This is a genomic window from Verrucosispora sp. NA02020 (assembly GCF_013364215.1).
Taxonomy (GTDB): Bacteria; Actinomycetota; Actinomycetes; order Mycobacteriales; family Micromonosporaceae; genus Micromonospora.
Map to the genome: position 1 here is coordinate 4,744,617 of NZ_CP054923.1, position 16,792 is coordinate 4,761,408.

16 protein-coding genes are annotated in these 16,792 nt (G+C 73.6%); 14 read left to right on the plus strand and 2 right to left on the minus strand.

The window, feature by feature from the left end; translation table 11 throughout:
• The first annotated feature begins 7 nt into the window (after positions 1-7).
• The 14 genes from HUT12_RS20735 (at position 8) to yidC (ending at position 13,479) form a co-directional block, all read left to right on the plus strand.
• On the plus strand, positions 8-1,270 hold the full coding sequence (locus tag HUT12_RS20735) for a phage tail sheath subtilisin-like domain-containing protein (RefSeq protein WP_131054720.1): 1,263 nt from the start codon (positions 8-10) through the stop codon (positions 1,268-1,270).
• A 1-nt stretch (position 1,271) separates the two neighbouring features.
• Positions 1,272-1,751, plus strand: a complete 480-nt coding sequence (locus HUT12_RS20740) for a phage tail protein (RefSeq protein WP_131054719.1) — start codon at positions 1,272-1,274, stop codon at positions 1,749-1,751.
• 925 nt (positions 1,752-2,676) lie between these two features.
• The gene (locus HUT12_RS20745) at positions 2,677-3,480 is read left to right on the plus strand and encodes a hypothetical protein (RefSeq protein WP_176094423.1); all 804 of its coding nucleotides are present in this window, start codon (positions 2,677-2,679) and stop codon (positions 3,478-3,480) included.
• Positions 3,480-4,223, plus strand: a complete 744-nt coding sequence (locus HUT12_RS20750) for a hypothetical protein (protein ID WP_176094424.1) — start codon at positions 3,480-3,482, stop codon at positions 4,221-4,223. The genes HUT12_RS20745 and HUT12_RS20750 overlap by 1 nt, the downstream gene beginning before the upstream one ends.
• Positions 4,220-5,815 carry a phage baseplate assembly protein V gene (locus HUT12_RS20755; RefSeq protein WP_176094425.1) on the plus strand — a complete coding sequence of 532 codons (1,596 nt, stop codon included), beginning with the start codon at positions 4,220-4,222 and terminating at the stop codon, positions 5,813-5,815. Before HUT12_RS20750 ends, HUT12_RS20755 begins: the two co-directional genes overlap by 4 nt.
• Entirely contained in the window at positions 5,815-6,153 is a 339-nt protein-coding gene (locus HUT12_RS20760; protein ID WP_131055568.1) for a hypothetical protein, read from the plus strand. Before HUT12_RS20755 ends, HUT12_RS20760 begins: the two co-directional genes overlap by 1 nt.
• Positions 6,150-6,608, plus strand: coding sequence for a GPW/gp25 family protein (locus HUT12_RS20765; RefSeq protein WP_176094426.1), 459 nt, complete (start codon positions 6,150-6,152; stop codon positions 6,606-6,608). Before HUT12_RS20760 ends, HUT12_RS20765 begins: the two co-directional genes overlap by 4 nt.
• Complete coding sequence (locus HUT12_RS20770; protein ID WP_176094427.1) at positions 6,605-9,193, plus strand: putative baseplate assembly protein; 2,589 nt, start codon at positions 6,605-6,607, stop codon at positions 9,191-9,193. The genes HUT12_RS20765 and HUT12_RS20770 overlap by 4 nt, the downstream gene beginning before the upstream one ends.
• Positions 9,174-9,764, plus strand: coding sequence for a phage tail protein (locus HUT12_RS20775; protein ID WP_176094428.1), 591 nt, complete (start codon positions 9,174-9,176; stop codon positions 9,762-9,764). The genes HUT12_RS20770 and HUT12_RS20775 overlap by 20 nt, the downstream gene beginning before the upstream one ends.
• Positions 9,761-10,678, plus strand: a complete 918-nt coding sequence (locus HUT12_RS20780) for a hypothetical protein (protein WP_176094429.1) — start codon at positions 9,761-9,763, stop codon at positions 10,676-10,678. The genes HUT12_RS20775 and HUT12_RS20780 overlap by 4 nt, the downstream gene beginning before the upstream one ends.
• A 120-nt stretch (positions 10,679-10,798) precedes the next feature.
• Positions 10,799-11,251, plus strand: coding sequence for a hypothetical protein (locus tag HUT12_RS20785; protein WP_176094430.1), 453 nt, complete (start codon positions 10,799-10,801; stop codon positions 11,249-11,251).
• Between the two features lie 14 nt (positions 11,252-11,265).
• Entirely contained in the window at positions 11,266-12,036 is a 771-nt protein-coding gene (locus HUT12_RS20790) for a hypothetical protein (protein ID WP_176094431.1), read from the plus strand.
• Between the two features lie 71 nt (positions 12,037-12,107).
• On the plus strand, positions 12,108-12,389 hold the full coding sequence (locus tag HUT12_RS20795; RefSeq protein WP_176094432.1) for a DUF6412 domain-containing protein: 282 nt from the start codon (positions 12,108-12,110) through the stop codon (positions 12,387-12,389).
• 172 nt (positions 12,390-12,561) lie between these two features.
• A complete protein-coding gene (yidC, locus tag HUT12_RS20800; protein ID WP_176095889.1) occupies positions 12,562-13,479 on the plus strand; it encodes a membrane protein insertase YidC in 918 nt (305 codons plus the stop codon).
• Positions 13,480-13,540: 61 nt separating this feature from the next.
• On the opposite strand, the gene HUT12_RS20805 is transcribed toward yidC, so the two are convergent.
• Both HUT12_RS20805 and HUT12_RS20810 read right to left on the minus strand, forming a co-directional pair.
• Positions 13,541-15,871, minus strand: a complete 2,331-nt coding sequence (locus HUT12_RS20805; protein ID WP_176094433.1) for a beta-glucosidase — start codon at positions 15,869-15,871, stop codon at positions 13,541-13,543.
• Positions 15,872-15,931: 60 nt separating this feature from the next.
• A complete protein-coding gene (locus tag HUT12_RS20810; RefSeq protein ID WP_131054785.1) occupies positions 15,932-16,792 on the minus strand; it encodes a carbohydrate ABC transporter permease in 861 nt (286 codons plus the stop codon).

Sequence of the window (16,792 nt, forward strand, 5' to 3'; positions counted from 1 at the left end):
AGGACCGATGCCCAGCTACTTCTCACCCGGGATCTATGTCGAGGAGGTGCCTGCCGGTGCCCGGCCGATCGGACCGGTCGGCACCAGCACGGCAGCCTTCGTCGGCGTGGCTCCGGACCGCACGGCCCGTCTCGGCGAGGCCCTCGCCGTGAACAACTGGACCGAGTTCCTCCGCCTCTACGCCGACGGTGACGAGTTCGAGAGCACCCCGTTGGCCCGCGCGGTCTTCGGTTTCCTCGACAACGGGGGCACCCGCTGCTGGGTGGTCAACGTCGGCGAGGGCGGCGCGCTCACCGGCAGCGGACGCCAGCGCGGCGGACTGGACCTGCTGGAGGCTATCGACGAGATCTCCATCGTGGCCGCGCCCGGCTTCCACGACGCGGTCGCGCACGAGGCGCTGCTGAGCCTGGCCGAGCGCACCCGCACGATGGTCGCCATCTGCGATCCCGCTCCCGACATCGACGACATCTCGACCTTGACCCGGGTGGCCACGGCCGGCTCCGGTCGGGCGGCGAAGCCCACCGAGGGCGGCGACAGCCCCGCCAGCTCGGGTGGCTCCGGCGGCGCGGGCGGGGGTACGACCGGGTCGAGCGGCGGCCCGCAGGCGCACCGGCCCCGGCAGTCCGACTTCGGCGCGCTGTACTTCCCCTGGCTCCGGGTCCGCGACCCGCTCAGCGGCGACCTGGTGCTCACCCCGCCGAGCGGGCACCTGGCCGGCATCTGGGCCCGCACGGATGCCCTGCGCGGCGTGCACAAGGCTCCCGCCAACGAGCCGGTACGCGGTGCCGTCGACCTGGGTCATCTGGTCACCCGATCCGAGCACGACGTGCTCAACCCCAAGGGCGTCAACGTGATCCGGTACTTCCCCGGCGAGGGCATCCGCGTCTGGGGCGCGCGGACACTCGCCGCCGAGGCCAGCGAGTGGCGGTACCTCAACGTCCGGCGGCTCTCCATCGCCATCGAGCAGGCCATCGCCAACGGCACCCGGTGGATGGTGTTCGAGCCGAACGACTACACGCTGTGGCGCTCCATCCGCCGGGACATCGGCGCCTTCCTGACCCGGGTGTGGCGCGACGGCGCGCTGCTGGGGCGTACGCCCGAGGAGGCGTTCTTCGTCAAGTGTGACGAGGAGACCAACCCGGCCGACGTCCGGGACGCCGGGATGGTGGTCGCGCACATCGGCATCGCGGTGGTCAAGCCCGCCGAGTTCGTGGTGTTCAAGCTGAGCCAGTGGGCCGGCGGCACCGAGACCGAGACGATTGGAGGCTGACATGCCGACCACGGCCACTCCGCAGCCGGGCGCCCCGGTCGACCCGTACCGGGCGTACAACTTCAAGCTGCTGGTCAACGGGGTCACCAACGGCCACTTCACCGAGGTCAGCGGCCTGGACGTGAACATCCCCGCCCAGCCGTACCGGGAGCAGGGCAACGACCGGATCCGGATGATCCCCGGACAGGTCGAGTACGGCCCGGTCACGCTGCACTTCGGCCTGACCGCGTCCCGGGAGCTGTGGGACTGGGTGCACACGATCGCCCGGGGCACCAGCGACCGCCGCAACGTCTCGGTGGTGCTGCTCGACTCCGTCGGCACGGCCGAGGTGCTGCGCTGGAACCTGCTCAACGCCTGGCCCACCCGATGGCGCGGCGCACACCTCAACACGCTCGGCCAGGAGATCGCCATCGCGGCGCTGACGCTGCGCTACGAGAGCCTGGAACTGGAGACCGGCGGTGCCGCGCCCACGCCCGCGTAGCTGGGTCGCCGGTCGGCTCCGGTCCGCCGCGCGTGCCGTGGACCGGTTCGCCGGTCTGGTCGACACCACCGACGACGAGAGGGACGACGACCTGCGTGGTGGCATCCGCGCCAGCGCGACCGGGGGCCCGCGTGGCGACGCGGTCGGCGACGCGGACCACGGGACTGACGCCGCAGCGCCGTCGGACGTGTGGGAGGCGGTCGCGTACCGGCATCCGGACCGCCCCCCGGAGCACTGGCTGCGGCTGATCGCCGCCCATGCCCCGGGGCTGCTCCGCGACCTCGCGGCCGAGCTGCCGCCTGGTGCTCTGCCGCCTGGTGATCTGCCGCCTGGTGCGGCGGAGGGACCGGTGGACGTGACCGATCCGTGGGCCGGGCGACGGCCGCCCGGCGGCGGCTGGGGCGACGGGGTCTCGTCGGCTCACGTCGCGTCACCGGGGAGGGACAGGTCCTCCCCCGGCCCCTTTGCTCTGCTTCAACCGACGCGACGCCCGGGATACCGCACGACGGCCGTTGCGTGGAGTGAAGCAGAGCAAAGGGGCAGAGCAGGGACAGGTGCCGGCCCCACGACCAGCCCTACGTCCGGCCCCACGACCGGCGCGACGACCGGACCGGCGACCGGCGCGACGACCGGCGCGACGACGGGACCGGCGACCGGTCCGGCGGCGGTACGCGGGGGCAGCCCGACGTCGAGTGACCACGGCGTACCGGGAGGCGGACGTACGGGAAGCGGAGCCGATACAGGAGCCGGGATGGAGGGTGCGCCGCGGCCGTCCACGGGCGGCACGCCCTCGGTGAGTGGTGTGGGCACGGCGGAAGCAGCCCCAGGCGTCAGCGGGGCACGCGCACCGGGAGCAGCGGCGGGCGTCGGCGGACCCAACACACCGAAGATCAGCGGACCGAACACACCGAAGGCAGGTGAGGGCGTGAGCGGGGTGGCGTCCGGTGGGGAGGGTGTGGGTCCGGCGGTGGGCGACGCGACGATGCCGTGGGCGGGCGGACGCGGGCGTCGCGCGGATCCGCCCCGCGAGGGGACGGACCCGGCGACCGGCGTGACCGGCACCGGTGTGGCGGACGTGTCGGGCCGACCACGGCGGGGCTCGGGTGCCGACCGACAGACCGACGTTCCGGTGGCGTCCGCCGGATCGTCGTCCGGCTCCGGGTCGACGGCGGGGCACTCACGGTCGGTGACGGATCCGCCCGAAGCACCGCGATCGGTGCCGGGCCGGAATCGGGCGGTGCTACGCCTGGTCAGCTCCGACCCGGACATCTCGCCGTCACAGGTATCGGGGCGGGAGTCCGACGGGGAGCGGCGTCCGGCGCGATCACCCGGCAGCGGACGCGACGGGGATCGGCATCCGGCGTGGTCGGGTGGGGACGGGCCCGACGGGACGCGGTACCCGGAGCGGTGGGGAGCGGCGGGTGGGGACGGTCCGTCCGGGAGGGGCGGCGAGGTCGGGTGGCGGCGCGCGGACGGTGCGTACGGGGACGGGCTGTGGCCCGGTGCGGGGCTGCCGGCCGGCACCGGTCAGCGGCCGGCACCGGCGCGCGGGCCCTGGCCGGAACTGGGCCCGGACGGGACCACCGACGTCCGGACGGGTGGCGGGCGGGACGCGTCCGACCCGTGGCCCGCCCTGCCCGACGACCGGGCACTCTGGGCGGTCCCCGAGCCGGAGGACGCCGCCGCGGCCCACCTGCGCCGACTCGACCGGGAACAGGCGGGCGGCTGATGGAACGGGTCGCGTTCCTCGTCGACGCCACCGGCGAGCGGGTGGACTGTCTGCTCAACCCGGAGACCGTGCAAGTCAGTCGGCTGGCCGGAGTACGCCGACGGGGCAGCACCGGCAGTCAGCTCACCGGCGCCGGGCTCGCCGACGACCCGCTGGTCTTCACCGGTGGTGGGCGTACCGAACTCGTTCTCGACCTGCTCTTCGACACCGACTTCGCGGAGGGGCAGGTCCGACCGACTGACGTGCGTGCGCTGACCCGTCCGCTCTGGATGCTGGCGGAGAACTCCGCGGTCGAGCACGGCTGGGTCCGGCCGCCGCTGGTGCGGCTGGTCTGGGGCAAGACCTGGAACGTGCCGGGGGTGATCGTGGCGGTGGCGGAACGGTTCGACGCGTTCACCGCCACGGGGTCGCCGCGCCGGTCCTGGCTGCGACTCAAGCTGGTGCGGGTCGCCGAGGACACCACCCGGGCCGAGGAGGGTTTCGCCGAGGAACTGGCCGAGGCACAGACGCCGGCCGTCGCGCCGGGCACGGCCCTGGTCGCCGCCGGGGACGGCACCGCCACGGCCGATTCCACCGGCGTACGTTTCGACCTGCTCGCCCACGACGCGCTCGGCTCGCCGCTGCGCTGGCGGCTGCTGGCCGAACACAACCGGATCACCGACCCGCTCGCCGTGCCCGCCGGCACCGCGCTGGCCGTACCGCCGCTGCCGGGCACCGTCGCCGCGACGGGTGACGGGACATGAGCGGCGGCGCGCCCCGGGCGCTGACGGTGCTGCTCGACGGCGGCCCGTTGGCCAGCCGGGGCACCGGACGGGTGCTCTCGGTGCGGGTGGCCGCCCGGCTGAACCGACCGACGCAGTGCGAGGTGGCGTTGACCACCGGGCCGGGCGACGCGCCGCCGGTCGCCACGGCGCGGGTCGGCGCGCGCCTGGAGGTCCGCCTCGACGGGTACCCGGCGGCGCTCTTCGGCGGCGAGGTCACCGCCGTCGAGGTCGAGTACGCCGCCGACGGCGCGGCGATCCTGCGGATCCGGGCGTACGACGCGCTGCACCGGTTGCGCAAGCGGCAGCGGTTGCGGGTGTTCGAGTCGGTGACCGCCGCCGAGCTGGCCGCCGACCTCTGCGCCGACCTGGGACTGCGGGTCGACGCCGAGGTCGACGGGCCACGGCTGGACCGGCTGCCGCACCACCGCCCGAGCGACCTCGACCTGCTGGTGGAGGTGACCGGCCGGGCCGGGCTGCACCTGAGTGTCGACGACGACGTGCTGCGTCTGCTGACGCTCGACGGGTACGGCGCGCCGATCCCGCTCGCGCTCGGCCGCGACGTGCACGGCCTGCGGCTGGCGGTCAACGCGGACGCCGCCGTGGGCGAGAGCGCCGCGCTCGGCTGGCACCCGCAGCGGGCCGAAGCGTTGACCTCGCAGGCCGCCGTGCCCCGGTGCGGGCGGGACACCCCGGTGGACCCGGATCCCGCCGACGTGGGCGCGGACGGCACCCGGACCGCGCTGGACCAGCCGGGCCGCAGCGACGACGAGATCGCCGCGCTGGCTCAGGCCCGGCTGGACGTACGCGCTGCGGCGCTGGTCACCGCCGAGGGCACCGCCGAGGGCGATCCCGCGTTGCGTCCCGGTCGGCGGATCCGGTTGACCGGGGTCGCCGAGTCGATGGCCGGCACGTACGTGCTGACCGAGGTGGTGCACACCGTCGACGCCGACGGGTACCTGAGTCGTTTCTCCACCGTGCCGCCTCCGGCGCCGCCGGCCGGGTCACCCGCTCCGGCGGTGGTCACCCTGGGCACCGTCACCGACGTGGCGGACCCGGACGGGCTGGGGCGGGTGCGGGTGGAACTGCCCGCGTACGGCGGGGCGGACGCGGGTTGGCTGGCGGTGCTCTGCCCGGGTGCCGGCCGGGGCAAGGGACTGGTGGCGCTGCCCGATCCGCAGGACACCGTGCTGGTGGCGCTGCCCGGTGGGGAACCCGCCTCGGGTGTGGTGCTCGGTGCGCTGTTCGGCGCCGTCACGCCGTACGACACCGGGGTGGACGACGGGCGGGCCCGGCGCTGGTCGCTGCGGACCTCGGGCGGGCAGCAGGTGGTGGTCGACGACGTGGCCCGCAGCCTGCGGCTGAGCACCGACACGGGTAGCTGGCTGGAGCTGACCCCGGACCTGGTCACCCTGCACGCCGCCGCCGACCTGGTGCTCTCCGCCCCGGGCCGGGCGATGGTGGTGCGCGCCCGCAGCGTCGACTTCCTGCACGCCGAGGCGAGCGAGGACCCGGGCACCGCCGCCGAGCGGGCCCGCAGCCTGGCCCGCACCCATCACGGAGGAGGTGGCTGATGCGCTGGATCCATCGCGACTCGGTGATCAGGTGTGACCACGACGGCCGGATCCGCAACGAGGAGTCGCAGGGGTGGGTGCGGGTGGTCGGTGTACCGGTGCTGGTGGCCGACGACCCGAAGGGCCGGAAGATCGTCGCCTGCCCGAACTACGGCGCGACGGTCAAGCCGTGTACGAAGACCGAGCCGGTGCGCGTCGGTTACAGCGACTTCGTCCGCGTGGACGGTCACCGGGTGGTGCTGTCGCACCTGGAGGGCTTCACCGACGGCAGCCCGCCGGGCCAGTTCCGGTACCGGGTACGCGATCCCCGGCAGGCGTTCCTGGGGGCCGACCGGTGAGGGCGATCCGGTTCCTCGGCGCGGGTTTCGACGCCGGGCGCGGTGGGGGGCTCGGACTGACCGCGGCCGGCGGGCTGGCCATGACCGACGGCGACGAGACTGTACGCCAGGCGCTGTTCCTGCTGCTGTCCACCACGCCGGGCGAGCGGCTGATGCGCCCCGGGTACGGCTCCCGGCTGCACCGGTTGGTCTTCGCCCCGAACGACGACACCACCGCCGGGCTGGCCATCCACTACGTCCGCGCGGCGGTCACCCGCTGGGAGCCCCGCATCGACGTGCTCGACGTGGACGCCGGTCCGGACCCGGACGACCCGTGGCGGCTGGTGATCCGGCTGGACTACCGGATCCGGGCCAGCCTCACCCCCGGGCAACTGGTCTTCTCCGTGGACCTGCTGCCCACCGACGACGACCCGTCGGGGCCGACCCTCGACCCCGACGCTGAGGAGGGGCGATGACCCTGCCCGTGCCGCACCTGGACGACCGGACCTTCCTCGACCTGGTGACCGAGGCCCGGGAGCGGATCCGGCAGTCCTGCCCCGGCTGGACCGACCTGTCCGCGCACGATCCGGGCATCGCCCTGTTGGAGGCGTTCGCGCACCTCACCGAGGTGATGATCTATCGGCTGAACCAGTTGCCGGAGAAGGCGTACGTCTCCTTCCTCAACCTGCTCGGTGTGACCCGGCACGCCCCCTCGGCGGCCTGGGCGGAGGTGCGGTTCACCCGGACCGGCGCCGACGACGAGGCGCTGCGGATCCCGGCCGGTACCCGGGTCGCGGCGGCGCGTGGCGCGGACCCGCGACCGGTCGTCTTCGTCACCTGCGAGCCGGCGCTGCTCGCCGCCGGCCAGCGTGAGGTGACCGTCCGGATGCACCACTGCGAGCCGGTCGAGGCGGAACTGCTCGGCGTCGGCACCGGCGCGCCGGGGCAGGTGCTGCGGGCCGGGCGGGCCCCGCTGGCCCGGACCGCCGAACCGTTGGACCTGCTGCTCGGCGTCGAGGTGCCGACCGGCTCGGTGGAGTTGGGCGCGGCGGCCCGCGAGCACGAGGGGCGGACCTTCGAGATCTGGCGGGCGGTGGACAGTTTCGCCGGCCTCGGAGCGCAGGACAAGGCGTACCTGGTGGACCGCTGCTCGGGCACGGTGACCTTCGCCCCGGCGCTGGACCTGCGCGGGTCGGACTCCGCCGGTGACGACGCCCCGGTCGCGGCCGTACCGCCGGCCGGACGGCAGGTGCGGCTCTGGTACCGCGCCGGTGGCGGCACCGCCGGCAACGTGGCGGCCGGGACGTTGACCAGCCTGCGGGACCCGCTGCCCGGGGTGAAGGTGGTCAACCCGGCACCGGCGGCCGGCGGCCGGGAGATGGAGGCGATGGAGTCGGTGCTGCTGCGCGGCCCGTACGCCTTCTTCGCCCAGCAGCGCGCGGTGACCGCCCGCGACTTCGAGGTGCTGGCCACCGGTTCCGGCGGGGTGAGCCGGGCCCGCGCCTTCACCCGGGCCGCCGTCTACAGCTTCGCCCGACCCGGCGAGGTGGAGGTGGTGCTGGTGCCGTACGTGCCGGACGACGCCCGGCCCGGCGGCCGGCTGCCGGTGGAGGTGCTGCGCGGGCACGAGGTGGAGGAGGCGCGGCTGCGGGTCGAGGCGGACCTGGAACGTCGCCGGTCGCTCGGCACCACCTGCCGGGCGAGCTGGGCGCGGTACAAGGCGGTGTCGATCCGGGCCCGGGTGGTGGTGCGCCGGGAGGAGGACGCGGAGGCGGTCCGGCGGCGCATCCACGACCGGCTGCACCAGACGCTGAGTCCGCTGCCCACCCCGCTGAACCCGGCCGGTTGGGCGTTCGGTGAGCCGCTGCGCGCGTCCAACGTGTACCGGTTGCTGGAGCACGCCGAGCCCGGGGTGCGCTACGTCGAGTCGGTGCGGTTCGTCGTCGACGAGGCCCCCGACCAGCAGGTCCGCACGCTCGCCGCGGACCAGTACCAACCCCGCACCTGGTACGCGGGCAGCGGCCCGGTGCTGTTCCGTTCCACCAACGCCGGTGCCGGATGGGAGCCGGCGGGCCGGTTCGACGGGGAGACCGTGCAGCGGGTGGCGCCCGCACCCGCCCCGGTGCGGCCCGGCATCGTGCCCCGGCCCGGGTCGGTGGCGGTGGCCGCGGTCCGGTCCGGCGGCGGCTCCCGGGTGCACCTGAGCGCCGACCTGGGCGAGACCTGGTCGCTGCTGGCCGACCTGGACTCGCGGATCAGTGACCTGGCCTGGATCGACCGGGACGGCGCGGGCGCGTTGCTGGTCGCCACCGACACCGGCCTGTACGAGGTGTCGCTGCTACCCGGTGCGGTGCCGTTGCAGATCCTGGTCGACCCGGCCGACGCCGACCGGGGCTTCTACGCGGTGCGGGCGTTCGTCTCCGAGCGCGGCGTACCCGGGGTGGCGGTGGCCGCGCAGGCCGGATTCGGGGTCTACCTCTCCGGTAACGCGGGCCGACCCGGCAGCTTCTCCCACGTCGGGTTGGCCAACGTGGACAACCGGCTGCTCGCCGTGCAGTACGACGGCCCGGCCACGCTGCTGTGGAGCGGTGCCGGCGAGCCGGACCCGAAGCGGCCCGGGCAGGGGTGCTTCCGGGCCCGGCTGTTCGAGTCCGACGTGAAGTGGCAGGCGATGCAGTCCGGCTGGATCGGCGGCACCTGCCGGGACCTGACCTTCAGCGGCACCCAGGCGCTGGCCGCCACGCAGAGCGGCGGGGTGTTGCGGCTGGACACGGTCGCGGCACAGCCGCAGTGGTCGTCGGTGTCGGTCAACTGCGGGCTGCCGCTGCGCGACCGCACCCGGTTCGTGCCGGTGGACGCGATCGCCGCCACCGCCGGGACGGACCGGCTGGTGCTGGCCGGTGGGGAACGCGGCGTGCACCGCAGCGGCGACGCGGTCGACTGGTCGGCCAGCGCCAACCAGGCCACCGCCGACGTGGTCACCGTCCCGGACACCTGGCTGCTCTGCTCCGGCGAGCACGACATCGAGGTGGTGCGGCAGGATGCGTCGACCGGCCATTGAGCGGCTGCTGCCCGCCGCCTACCAGCGCGCCTGCGTGCCGGGCAGCGTGCTGTGGGCGCTGCTGGACGTGATGGAGGCGCTGCACGCGCCGGACGAGGCGGTGCTGGCCGACGTCGACGGGCTGTTCGCGCCGTACCGGGCACCGGGCGGGATGGTGGCGTACCTGGCCGGGTGGGTGGCGATGGACCACGTGGTCGCCGCGCCCCGGCGGGACGCGCCGCTGCCGTTGCCGCTGAGCCGGCTGCGTGACCTGGTCGCGCACGGGGCGGCGCTGGCGACCTGGCGGGGCACCCCGGACGGGCTGCGGACCGCCCTGGAACTGGCCACCGGGGTCACCGGTTTCGTCCTCGACGAGCCGGCCGACCGGCCGTTCCACCTGGTCGTCCGGGTGCCGCCGACCGCCGCCGACCAGCTCGACCTGGTCAGCCGGATCGTCGCGGCGGAGAAGCCGGCCGCCGTGACCGCCGAGATCACCGTCGTGGCGGGCGCACCGGCGGTCGGCCGGGCCAGTGTGCCGTCGCCCTCCCCCGTTCCCACCCCGCCCGATCCCGCTCCGGAGGAGCCGTCATGACCACCGAATGGACCGTCGTCGCCGCAGCCGAGCAGTTCACCCTGGACGTCCGGAACGCCGGGGAGCTGACCTTCACCGTCTCCAACCCGGGGCTCGCGCCGGACACGGTGGTGTTCGACGTGGCGCCCGGCGAGGGTACGCAGCGTTCCTGGTTCACCGTCACCGAACCGCAGCGGGTGGTGCCCGGGCAGGGCTCGGTGTCGTTCCTGGTCCGGCTGGCCGTGCCGGCGGGGACGCCGCCGCGTCGCTACGACATGACCGGCTTCGCGTACTCGGCGAACACCGCGCCGGAGGAGAGTTCCCGCTCCAGTGGCCGGGTCACATACGAGGTGCGGGCCGTGGCGCCGCCGAAGCGTACGCCCTGGCCGTGGATCGCCGCCGCGGCGGCGCTGGTGCTGGTGGTCTCGGCGGTGGTGGTGTTCCTGGTGGCGCGCGAGGACGATCCGCCGCCGCAGGCCCGGGTGGTGACCGTCGAGGCGGAGACGTTGGTGACCGGTGCCCGGGTCGAGTCGCCGACCGGCTCGGCGGCGGCCGTGGCGGTGCAGCCGAACTGTTGCGAGGTGACCTGGTCGCAGGAGAACCAGCTGTTCTTCCTGGGCCGGGCGATCAACGACCGGGTGACCGTGACGGTGGAGGTGCCGGCCCAGGCCGTCTGGCAGTTCTCCACCGTGCGGACCACGGCTCCCGACTACGCCAACACGGTGTTCCTGATCGACGGGCGGCAGGTCGGTGATCCCTTCATCGGCTTCTCCCCCACGGTGCGGGTCACCGACTGGATCGACGTGGCCCGGGTGCCGCTGGCGGCGGGCCCGCACCAGATCACCCTGGTGGCGATCGGCAAGACGCAGAGCACCGACCGCTACTTCGCCGGGGTGGACGCGATCCGCTTCACCGAACTCCCCCCAACCCCCTGACCCCCCCGACCCCCCTGAACCTGGTTGATCAAGAGGTTTGCGTCGGCTCAGCACCTCTTCCCGACGCAAACCTCTTGATCAACGCGACGAGACGACGTGCGACGAGAGCGAGGTGCAGTGGTGAGTGGGCGGCAGAAGGTGTTGTTGGGGGCGCTCGGGGTGCTGCTGGTGGTGTTGTTCGTGGTGGCGGTGGGAGTGGGCAGCGGGGGGCGGGGGGATCCGTCGGCGCGCAGTGGGTTGGTCGACCTGCTGGGGCGGGCCGGCGGGACGTCGGCGGTGGACCCGGCCACCGTCGACGCGGACTGTGCCGAGGCGCCCGGGGTGCTGGCCGTCACCGGCGACTGTGCGCTGCGGGTGGCCGACCCGGGTGGGTTGCGCACGCTGATCCTGCGCAGCCCGGAGGCGTTCACCGTCGAGGCGCCGGCCCCGGGGGACGCCGAGTTCACCGTCGAGGACGACGTCACGCCGGCCGACGACGGCACCGGCGCGGTGGCCCGGATCGCCGTGGACCGGGCCACCACGGTACGGGTGAGCTGCTCCGGCGGCTGTCCGGTCACGATCGCGCGGGACTGAGGCGGGAGGCCGGGATGGGCGCGCTGCGCAAGCCGTTCCTGCTGTTGGCGATGCTGGCGCTGGTGCTGGCGGTGGGCGTCGAGCTGGGTGCCGGGCTGCTGCTGGGCGGCGGCGACGCCGGTGCGGCGCTGACCGACAGCGCCGGTGACCTCGGGGTCGAGGTCGGTGACGTGAGCGGGGTCGGCGAGCCGTCCGGCCGGGGCACCGGCTATCTGGTGCTCGTCGACGCGGCGGCGCTCTGGACCACCGGGCTGTTCTGTCTGGGGTTGGTGCTGCCCGAACGGATCCACGGTCGGGTGCAGGGCGTCGCCACCCTGATCTTCTCGATCGTCCTGGTCATCGTGGCGTTCGTGGCGCTGATCGTCGCCTTCGTCGAGCTGATGGTCATGGTGTCGTTGTTCCTGGCTCCGCCGTTCGGCACGCTGGCGTACCTGGCGTTGTGGGGATTCTTCCCGGTCGGCGACGCGGCCGTGCTGCTCGGCCTGGTGCTGCTGCTCAAGCTCGCCTGGGCCGGTCTGCTGGTGCTGGCCCAGCCGAAGTTCCTCCAGAACAAGGGCCTGGTGCTGCTGATCCTGACCAGCCTGCTCTGCACGGTGCTGCTGGAGTTCCTGCACAATCTGGTGCCGGTGATCCTGGTGAGCATCCTGGACGATCTGGGCGCGCTGCTCTTCGCGATCATCGGGATCGTCTGGGCGCTGGTGCTGCTGATCGGCGCGATCCCGGCGATCGTGAAGGCGCTGCGGGCCACCGCCGCCCTGCGCGCCGAGCCCGATCCCGACCGCTAGGTGCCGGTTTCACGGGGGCGGCCGATTCTGATGACGCAGACCTGGGTGCGCGGGGCGGATAGGGTGGTGCCGTGATCGGGCTCGGCATGATCTGGTACCTCGTCGGCGTACTCGCCGACGTGGGTGCTTCCAGCATGCTGTCCGGCACGGCCGCGGCGACCGGTGTGCTGCTCGCCGCCGTGCTCGCCGCCGCGAACCTGGTCCATCGGGTGGTCACCGTCCCCGACCTGCGGATCACCCGACGGTTGCTCCGGGAACGGGCCGGGCGCACGGGCGTGCCCCGGCACCGCGATCCGGACGCCGCCGGCCGGGCCCGCCCCCGGGCATCGACCGCGACCCTCGCGGTCGCCTGAGCGCTCACCGTCGCTCGCTCCACCTGCCGCTCCTCGGCGACCGCTGCTGACTCGTTCCGCCCGTCACCAGTCGTCGTCGTGTTCCGAGGGGTACCCGCATGTCCGATTCATCCGTTTCCCGTTCACCGTACGCTGCCGGAGCCCTCCGGTGAGCGCCCTGTTCAGCCCGATGATGGCCGTCGTCTACGGTGCCATCTCGGGCATCCTGCTCTTCTGGCACGGCGCCTGGCAGATGCTCTTCGGCGACGCCGCCGCGCTCGGCACCGACTGGGCCTGGGTGCTGGGCATCGTCTTCCTGGTGCTGACCGTCCGGGGTGTGCTGTTCCCGGTCTACGTCCGGCAGATCAAGTCGCAGCGCGCGATGCAGGCGCTCCAGCCACGCGTCAAGGAGATCCAGGAGAGGCACAAGGACGACCGCGAGACCATGCAGAAGGAGCTGCTGGAGCTCTATCGCACGGAGAAGGCCAACCCGCTGACGGCCTTCCTCCCGATGCTGGTGCAGATCCCGGTCTTCCTGGGCCTGTTCCACGTGCTGCGTCATCTCAAGCCGACCATGCCGGAGCACATGAAGACGCTGTACGGCTGGACGGTCACCCAGTTCGACAGCGCCTCGTCGGCGACGTTGTTCGGCGCGCCGATCGCGGCCAGCCTCCGGTCCGGTGCGCAGGAGCTGTCGCTGCTCGGCGCGGACGGCACGACCGTCCGGATCGTCGCCGCGATCCTGATCGTCACGATGATCGCCACGACCTATCTGAGCAGCCGGCAGATGATCCTGCGGACCGGCTGGGCCGAGGACCCGCAGCAGCGGACGGTGCAGCGGCTGATGCTCTACGGCATCCCGTTCTCGCTGCTCGTCTCGGGTCTGATCTTCCCGATCGGCGTGATCATCTACTGGGTGACCACGAACCTGTTCTCCCTCGCCCAGCAGACCTGGGTCCTCCGGAAGTACCCGCCGCCGACCAGCGGCACGCCGAAGGCGGGAGCCACGGCCACCCCGGCCCGCGCCACACCCCCGGCCCGGTCGCTCGCACCCCGGCCGGGCGCGAAGCCGACCACCGCCGCCCGCCGGGGCGCGACACGCGGCCGATAGACGCCGAGATCCCGGTACGCCCCCTTGCCGGGCGGCGTACCGGGATCACCGGTGACAGACGTCAGCGCACGTCGGTGGTGGTCCAGCGCGGCGACGCGTTGGTCACCACGGCGGTGTCACCGACGAGCGTGGTACGCCCCTCGGCGTCCCGCCGCACACTGCTGCCCACCCAGAGGTCGACGTCGCCGGGCTCCACCACGCGGGTGAGGCTGCGGTCGGAGAAGGCCAGGCGGGTGGTGGGCACCGTCAACTCGACCGTGACCGACTGGCCCGGCTCCAGGTGCACCCGGCGGTAGCCGAGCAACTGGGCCACCGGCCGCGTCACCGAGCCGACCAGGTCACGACCGTAGAGCTGGACCACCTCGTCGCCGGCCACCGCACCGGTGTTGGTGAGCCGGACGGTCACCGGCAGCGCCCCGTCGGTCGGCACGGTGGCGGGGACGGTCAGGTCGGCGTACTCGAAGGTGGTGTAGGACAGGCCGTGACCGAACGAGGCCACCGGGGTCGCCGGCAGGTTGGTCACCTCGCTGCCCTCGCCGAGGGTGGGGTGCAGGTACGAGAACGGCTGCGCCCCGGCCGATCCGGGCAAGCTGACCGGCAGCCGCCCCGACGGGTTGACCCGGCCGGAGAGCACCCCGACGATCGCGCCCGCCCCCTCCTCACCGGGGAAGAACGCCTGCACCACGGCCGCGCAGCGGTCCATCGCCCAGCCGAGCACGTACGGCCGACCGGTGAGCAGCACCAGCACCACCGGCGTACCGGTCGCCAGCACCGCCTCGGCCAGCTCCCGCTGGACACCCGGCAGCTCCAGGTCCTCCCGGTCGCACCCCTCGCCGACGGTGCCGCGCCCGAACAGTCCCGCGTGGTCGCCGACCACCAGGACCGCCACGTCCGCCGCGGCGGCGGTGGCCACCGCCTCGTCGAAGCCGGACCGGTCCTCGGAGTCCACGTCGCAGCCCCGCGCCCAGCTCACCAGGTCGGTGCCGAACTCGGCCCGGGCCGCCGCGAGGACAGTCGGCACCTCGATGCCGGTCTCCACGTCGGGGTGCTGGACCAGCACGTGGTTGAGGAAGGAATAGCAGCCGAACAGCGCACCCTCCCGGTCCGCGTTCGGCCCGACCACCGCCACCCGCCGCCCGGCCGGCAGCGGGAGTACGCCCTGGTTGGCGACGAGGACGACGGACTTCTCGGCGAGCCGGCGGGCGATGGACCGGTGCTCCGGCGAGTCGAGGTCGACCGGCTGCGGCTCGTCGTCGAAGGTGGCGTCGAGCAGCCCGAGCGCCTCCTTCTGGCGCAGGACCCGCAGCACCGCCCGGTCCACGACCGCCTCGTCGAGCCGGCCCGACCGCACCGACTCGGCCACCGTCAGGTAGGCGTCGCCGGTCGGCAGTTCGATGTCGACGCCGGCGGTCAGCGCCTGCACCGCCGCGTCGGCGTTGTCGGCCGCGACGTGGTGCAGCAGGTTCAGGAAGGCCACGCCGAAGTAGTCGGCGACCACCGTCCCGTCGAAGCCCCACCGGTCCCGCAGGATCCCGGTCAGCATGGTCGGGTCGGCCGCCACCGGTACGCCGTCGATCTCCGCGTACGAGTGCATGACCGACCGCGCGTCGCCGTCCAGGATCGCCATCTCGAACGGCGGCAGCAGCACGTCGGCGAGTTCCCGGGGACCGGCGTGCACCGGGGCGAAGTTGCGCCCGGCGCGGGAGGCCGAGTAGCCGGCGAAGTGCTTGAGCGTGGCCAGCACCCCCTGTGCCTGGAGTCCCCGCACGTACGACGTGCCGAGCGTGCCGACGAGGTAGGGGTCCTCGGCGATGCACTCGTCGACCCGCCCCCAGCGGGGGTCACGGATCACGTCGAGCACCGGGGAGAGCCCCTGGTGGATGCCGAGCGCCCGCATGGACGCCCCGATCGCCTCGGCCATCTCGGTGACGAGTTCCGGATCGCAGGCGGCGCCCCACGCCAGCGGGGTGGGGTAGGTCGCCGCCTTCCACGCGGAGAGCCCGGTGAGGCACTCCTCGTGGACGATCGCCGGGATGCCGAGCCGGGTGCCGGTCACCAGGTCGGACTGGAACTTCCACAACCAGGACGCGCGGGCCTCGGCGTCGACCGGCCGGGTGCCGTACGCCCGGGTGAGGTGCCCGAGCCCGTGCCGGGAGAAGGTCTCCAGCTTGCCGACGTCGGCGAACTCGCCCTGCAAGGGCGCGACCGTCTCGCCGTCCTCCTTCTCCCAGAAGCCGACGAGCTGGGCGACCTTCTCCTCGATGGTCATCCGCCCGAGCAGCTCACGGACCCGTGCCTCGCCGTCCGGCCGGTCGGACCGGTCGTGCCGGTCGTGGCCCGGACCCGGTTGTGCCGGGACCGGTGCGCCGACCACGCCGTGGACCTCAGTCATGCTGTGCTTTCCCCTTTGTGTTGTGCTGGCGTCGCGTCGGCTCTCGTCCGGCCGCGCCGCTCAGCCCTTGACCGCGCCCTGCAGGCCACCGACGATCTGCTTTTCGGCGAACGTGAAGAAAAGTAGTGCCGGCAGCATTGCCAGCGAGGTGAAGGCGAGGATTCCGGCCGTGTCCGAGGTGTACTGACTGGAGAAGTTCTGCACGCCCAACGGCAGGGTGTGCAGGCTGGCGTCACCGAGGACGAGCAGCGGCAGGAGGAAGGCGTTCCAGCTCGCCACGAACGCGAGGATCCCGACGGTGACGAGGGCGGGCCGCGACAGCGGGAGCATGATGCGCCAGAGGAACCCGAGCCGGCCGGTGCCGTCGATCGCGGCGGCGTCCTCCAGTTCGCGCGGGATCGCGGAGAGGAACGGCCGCAGGATCACGATCGTCAACGGTAGCGCGAAGGCGATCTGCGGCAGCATCACCGCGAAGTAGGAGTTGATCAGGTTCATGTCCCGCAGCATGAGGTAGAGCGGCAGGATCGCCGCGCCGGCCGGGAAGAGCAGGCCGAGCGTGAAGAAGGTGTAGAGCACCTCACGGCCACGGAAGGTGTAGCGGGCCAGCACGAACGCGGCGCAGACCCCGAGCAGGACGACGCCGAGCGTGGTGCCCAGCGCGATCACGGCGCTGTTGAACGCCTGCGTCCAGAAGCCGCTCTGGGTCAGCACCCGGGCGTAGTTGTCGAAGACCCACGGGTCGGGCAGACCGGCCGGGTTCGCGACGATCTGCGGGGTGGTGCGGAAGCCTCCGATGATGACGTACAGCACCGGGACGATCGACACCGCCGCGACCGCGAGGGCCAGCCCGTAGGTGAGGGGATTGCCCCACGACACCGGGCGACGCCGGCGGGACGGGGACAGGGTGGCGTTGGCGGTCAC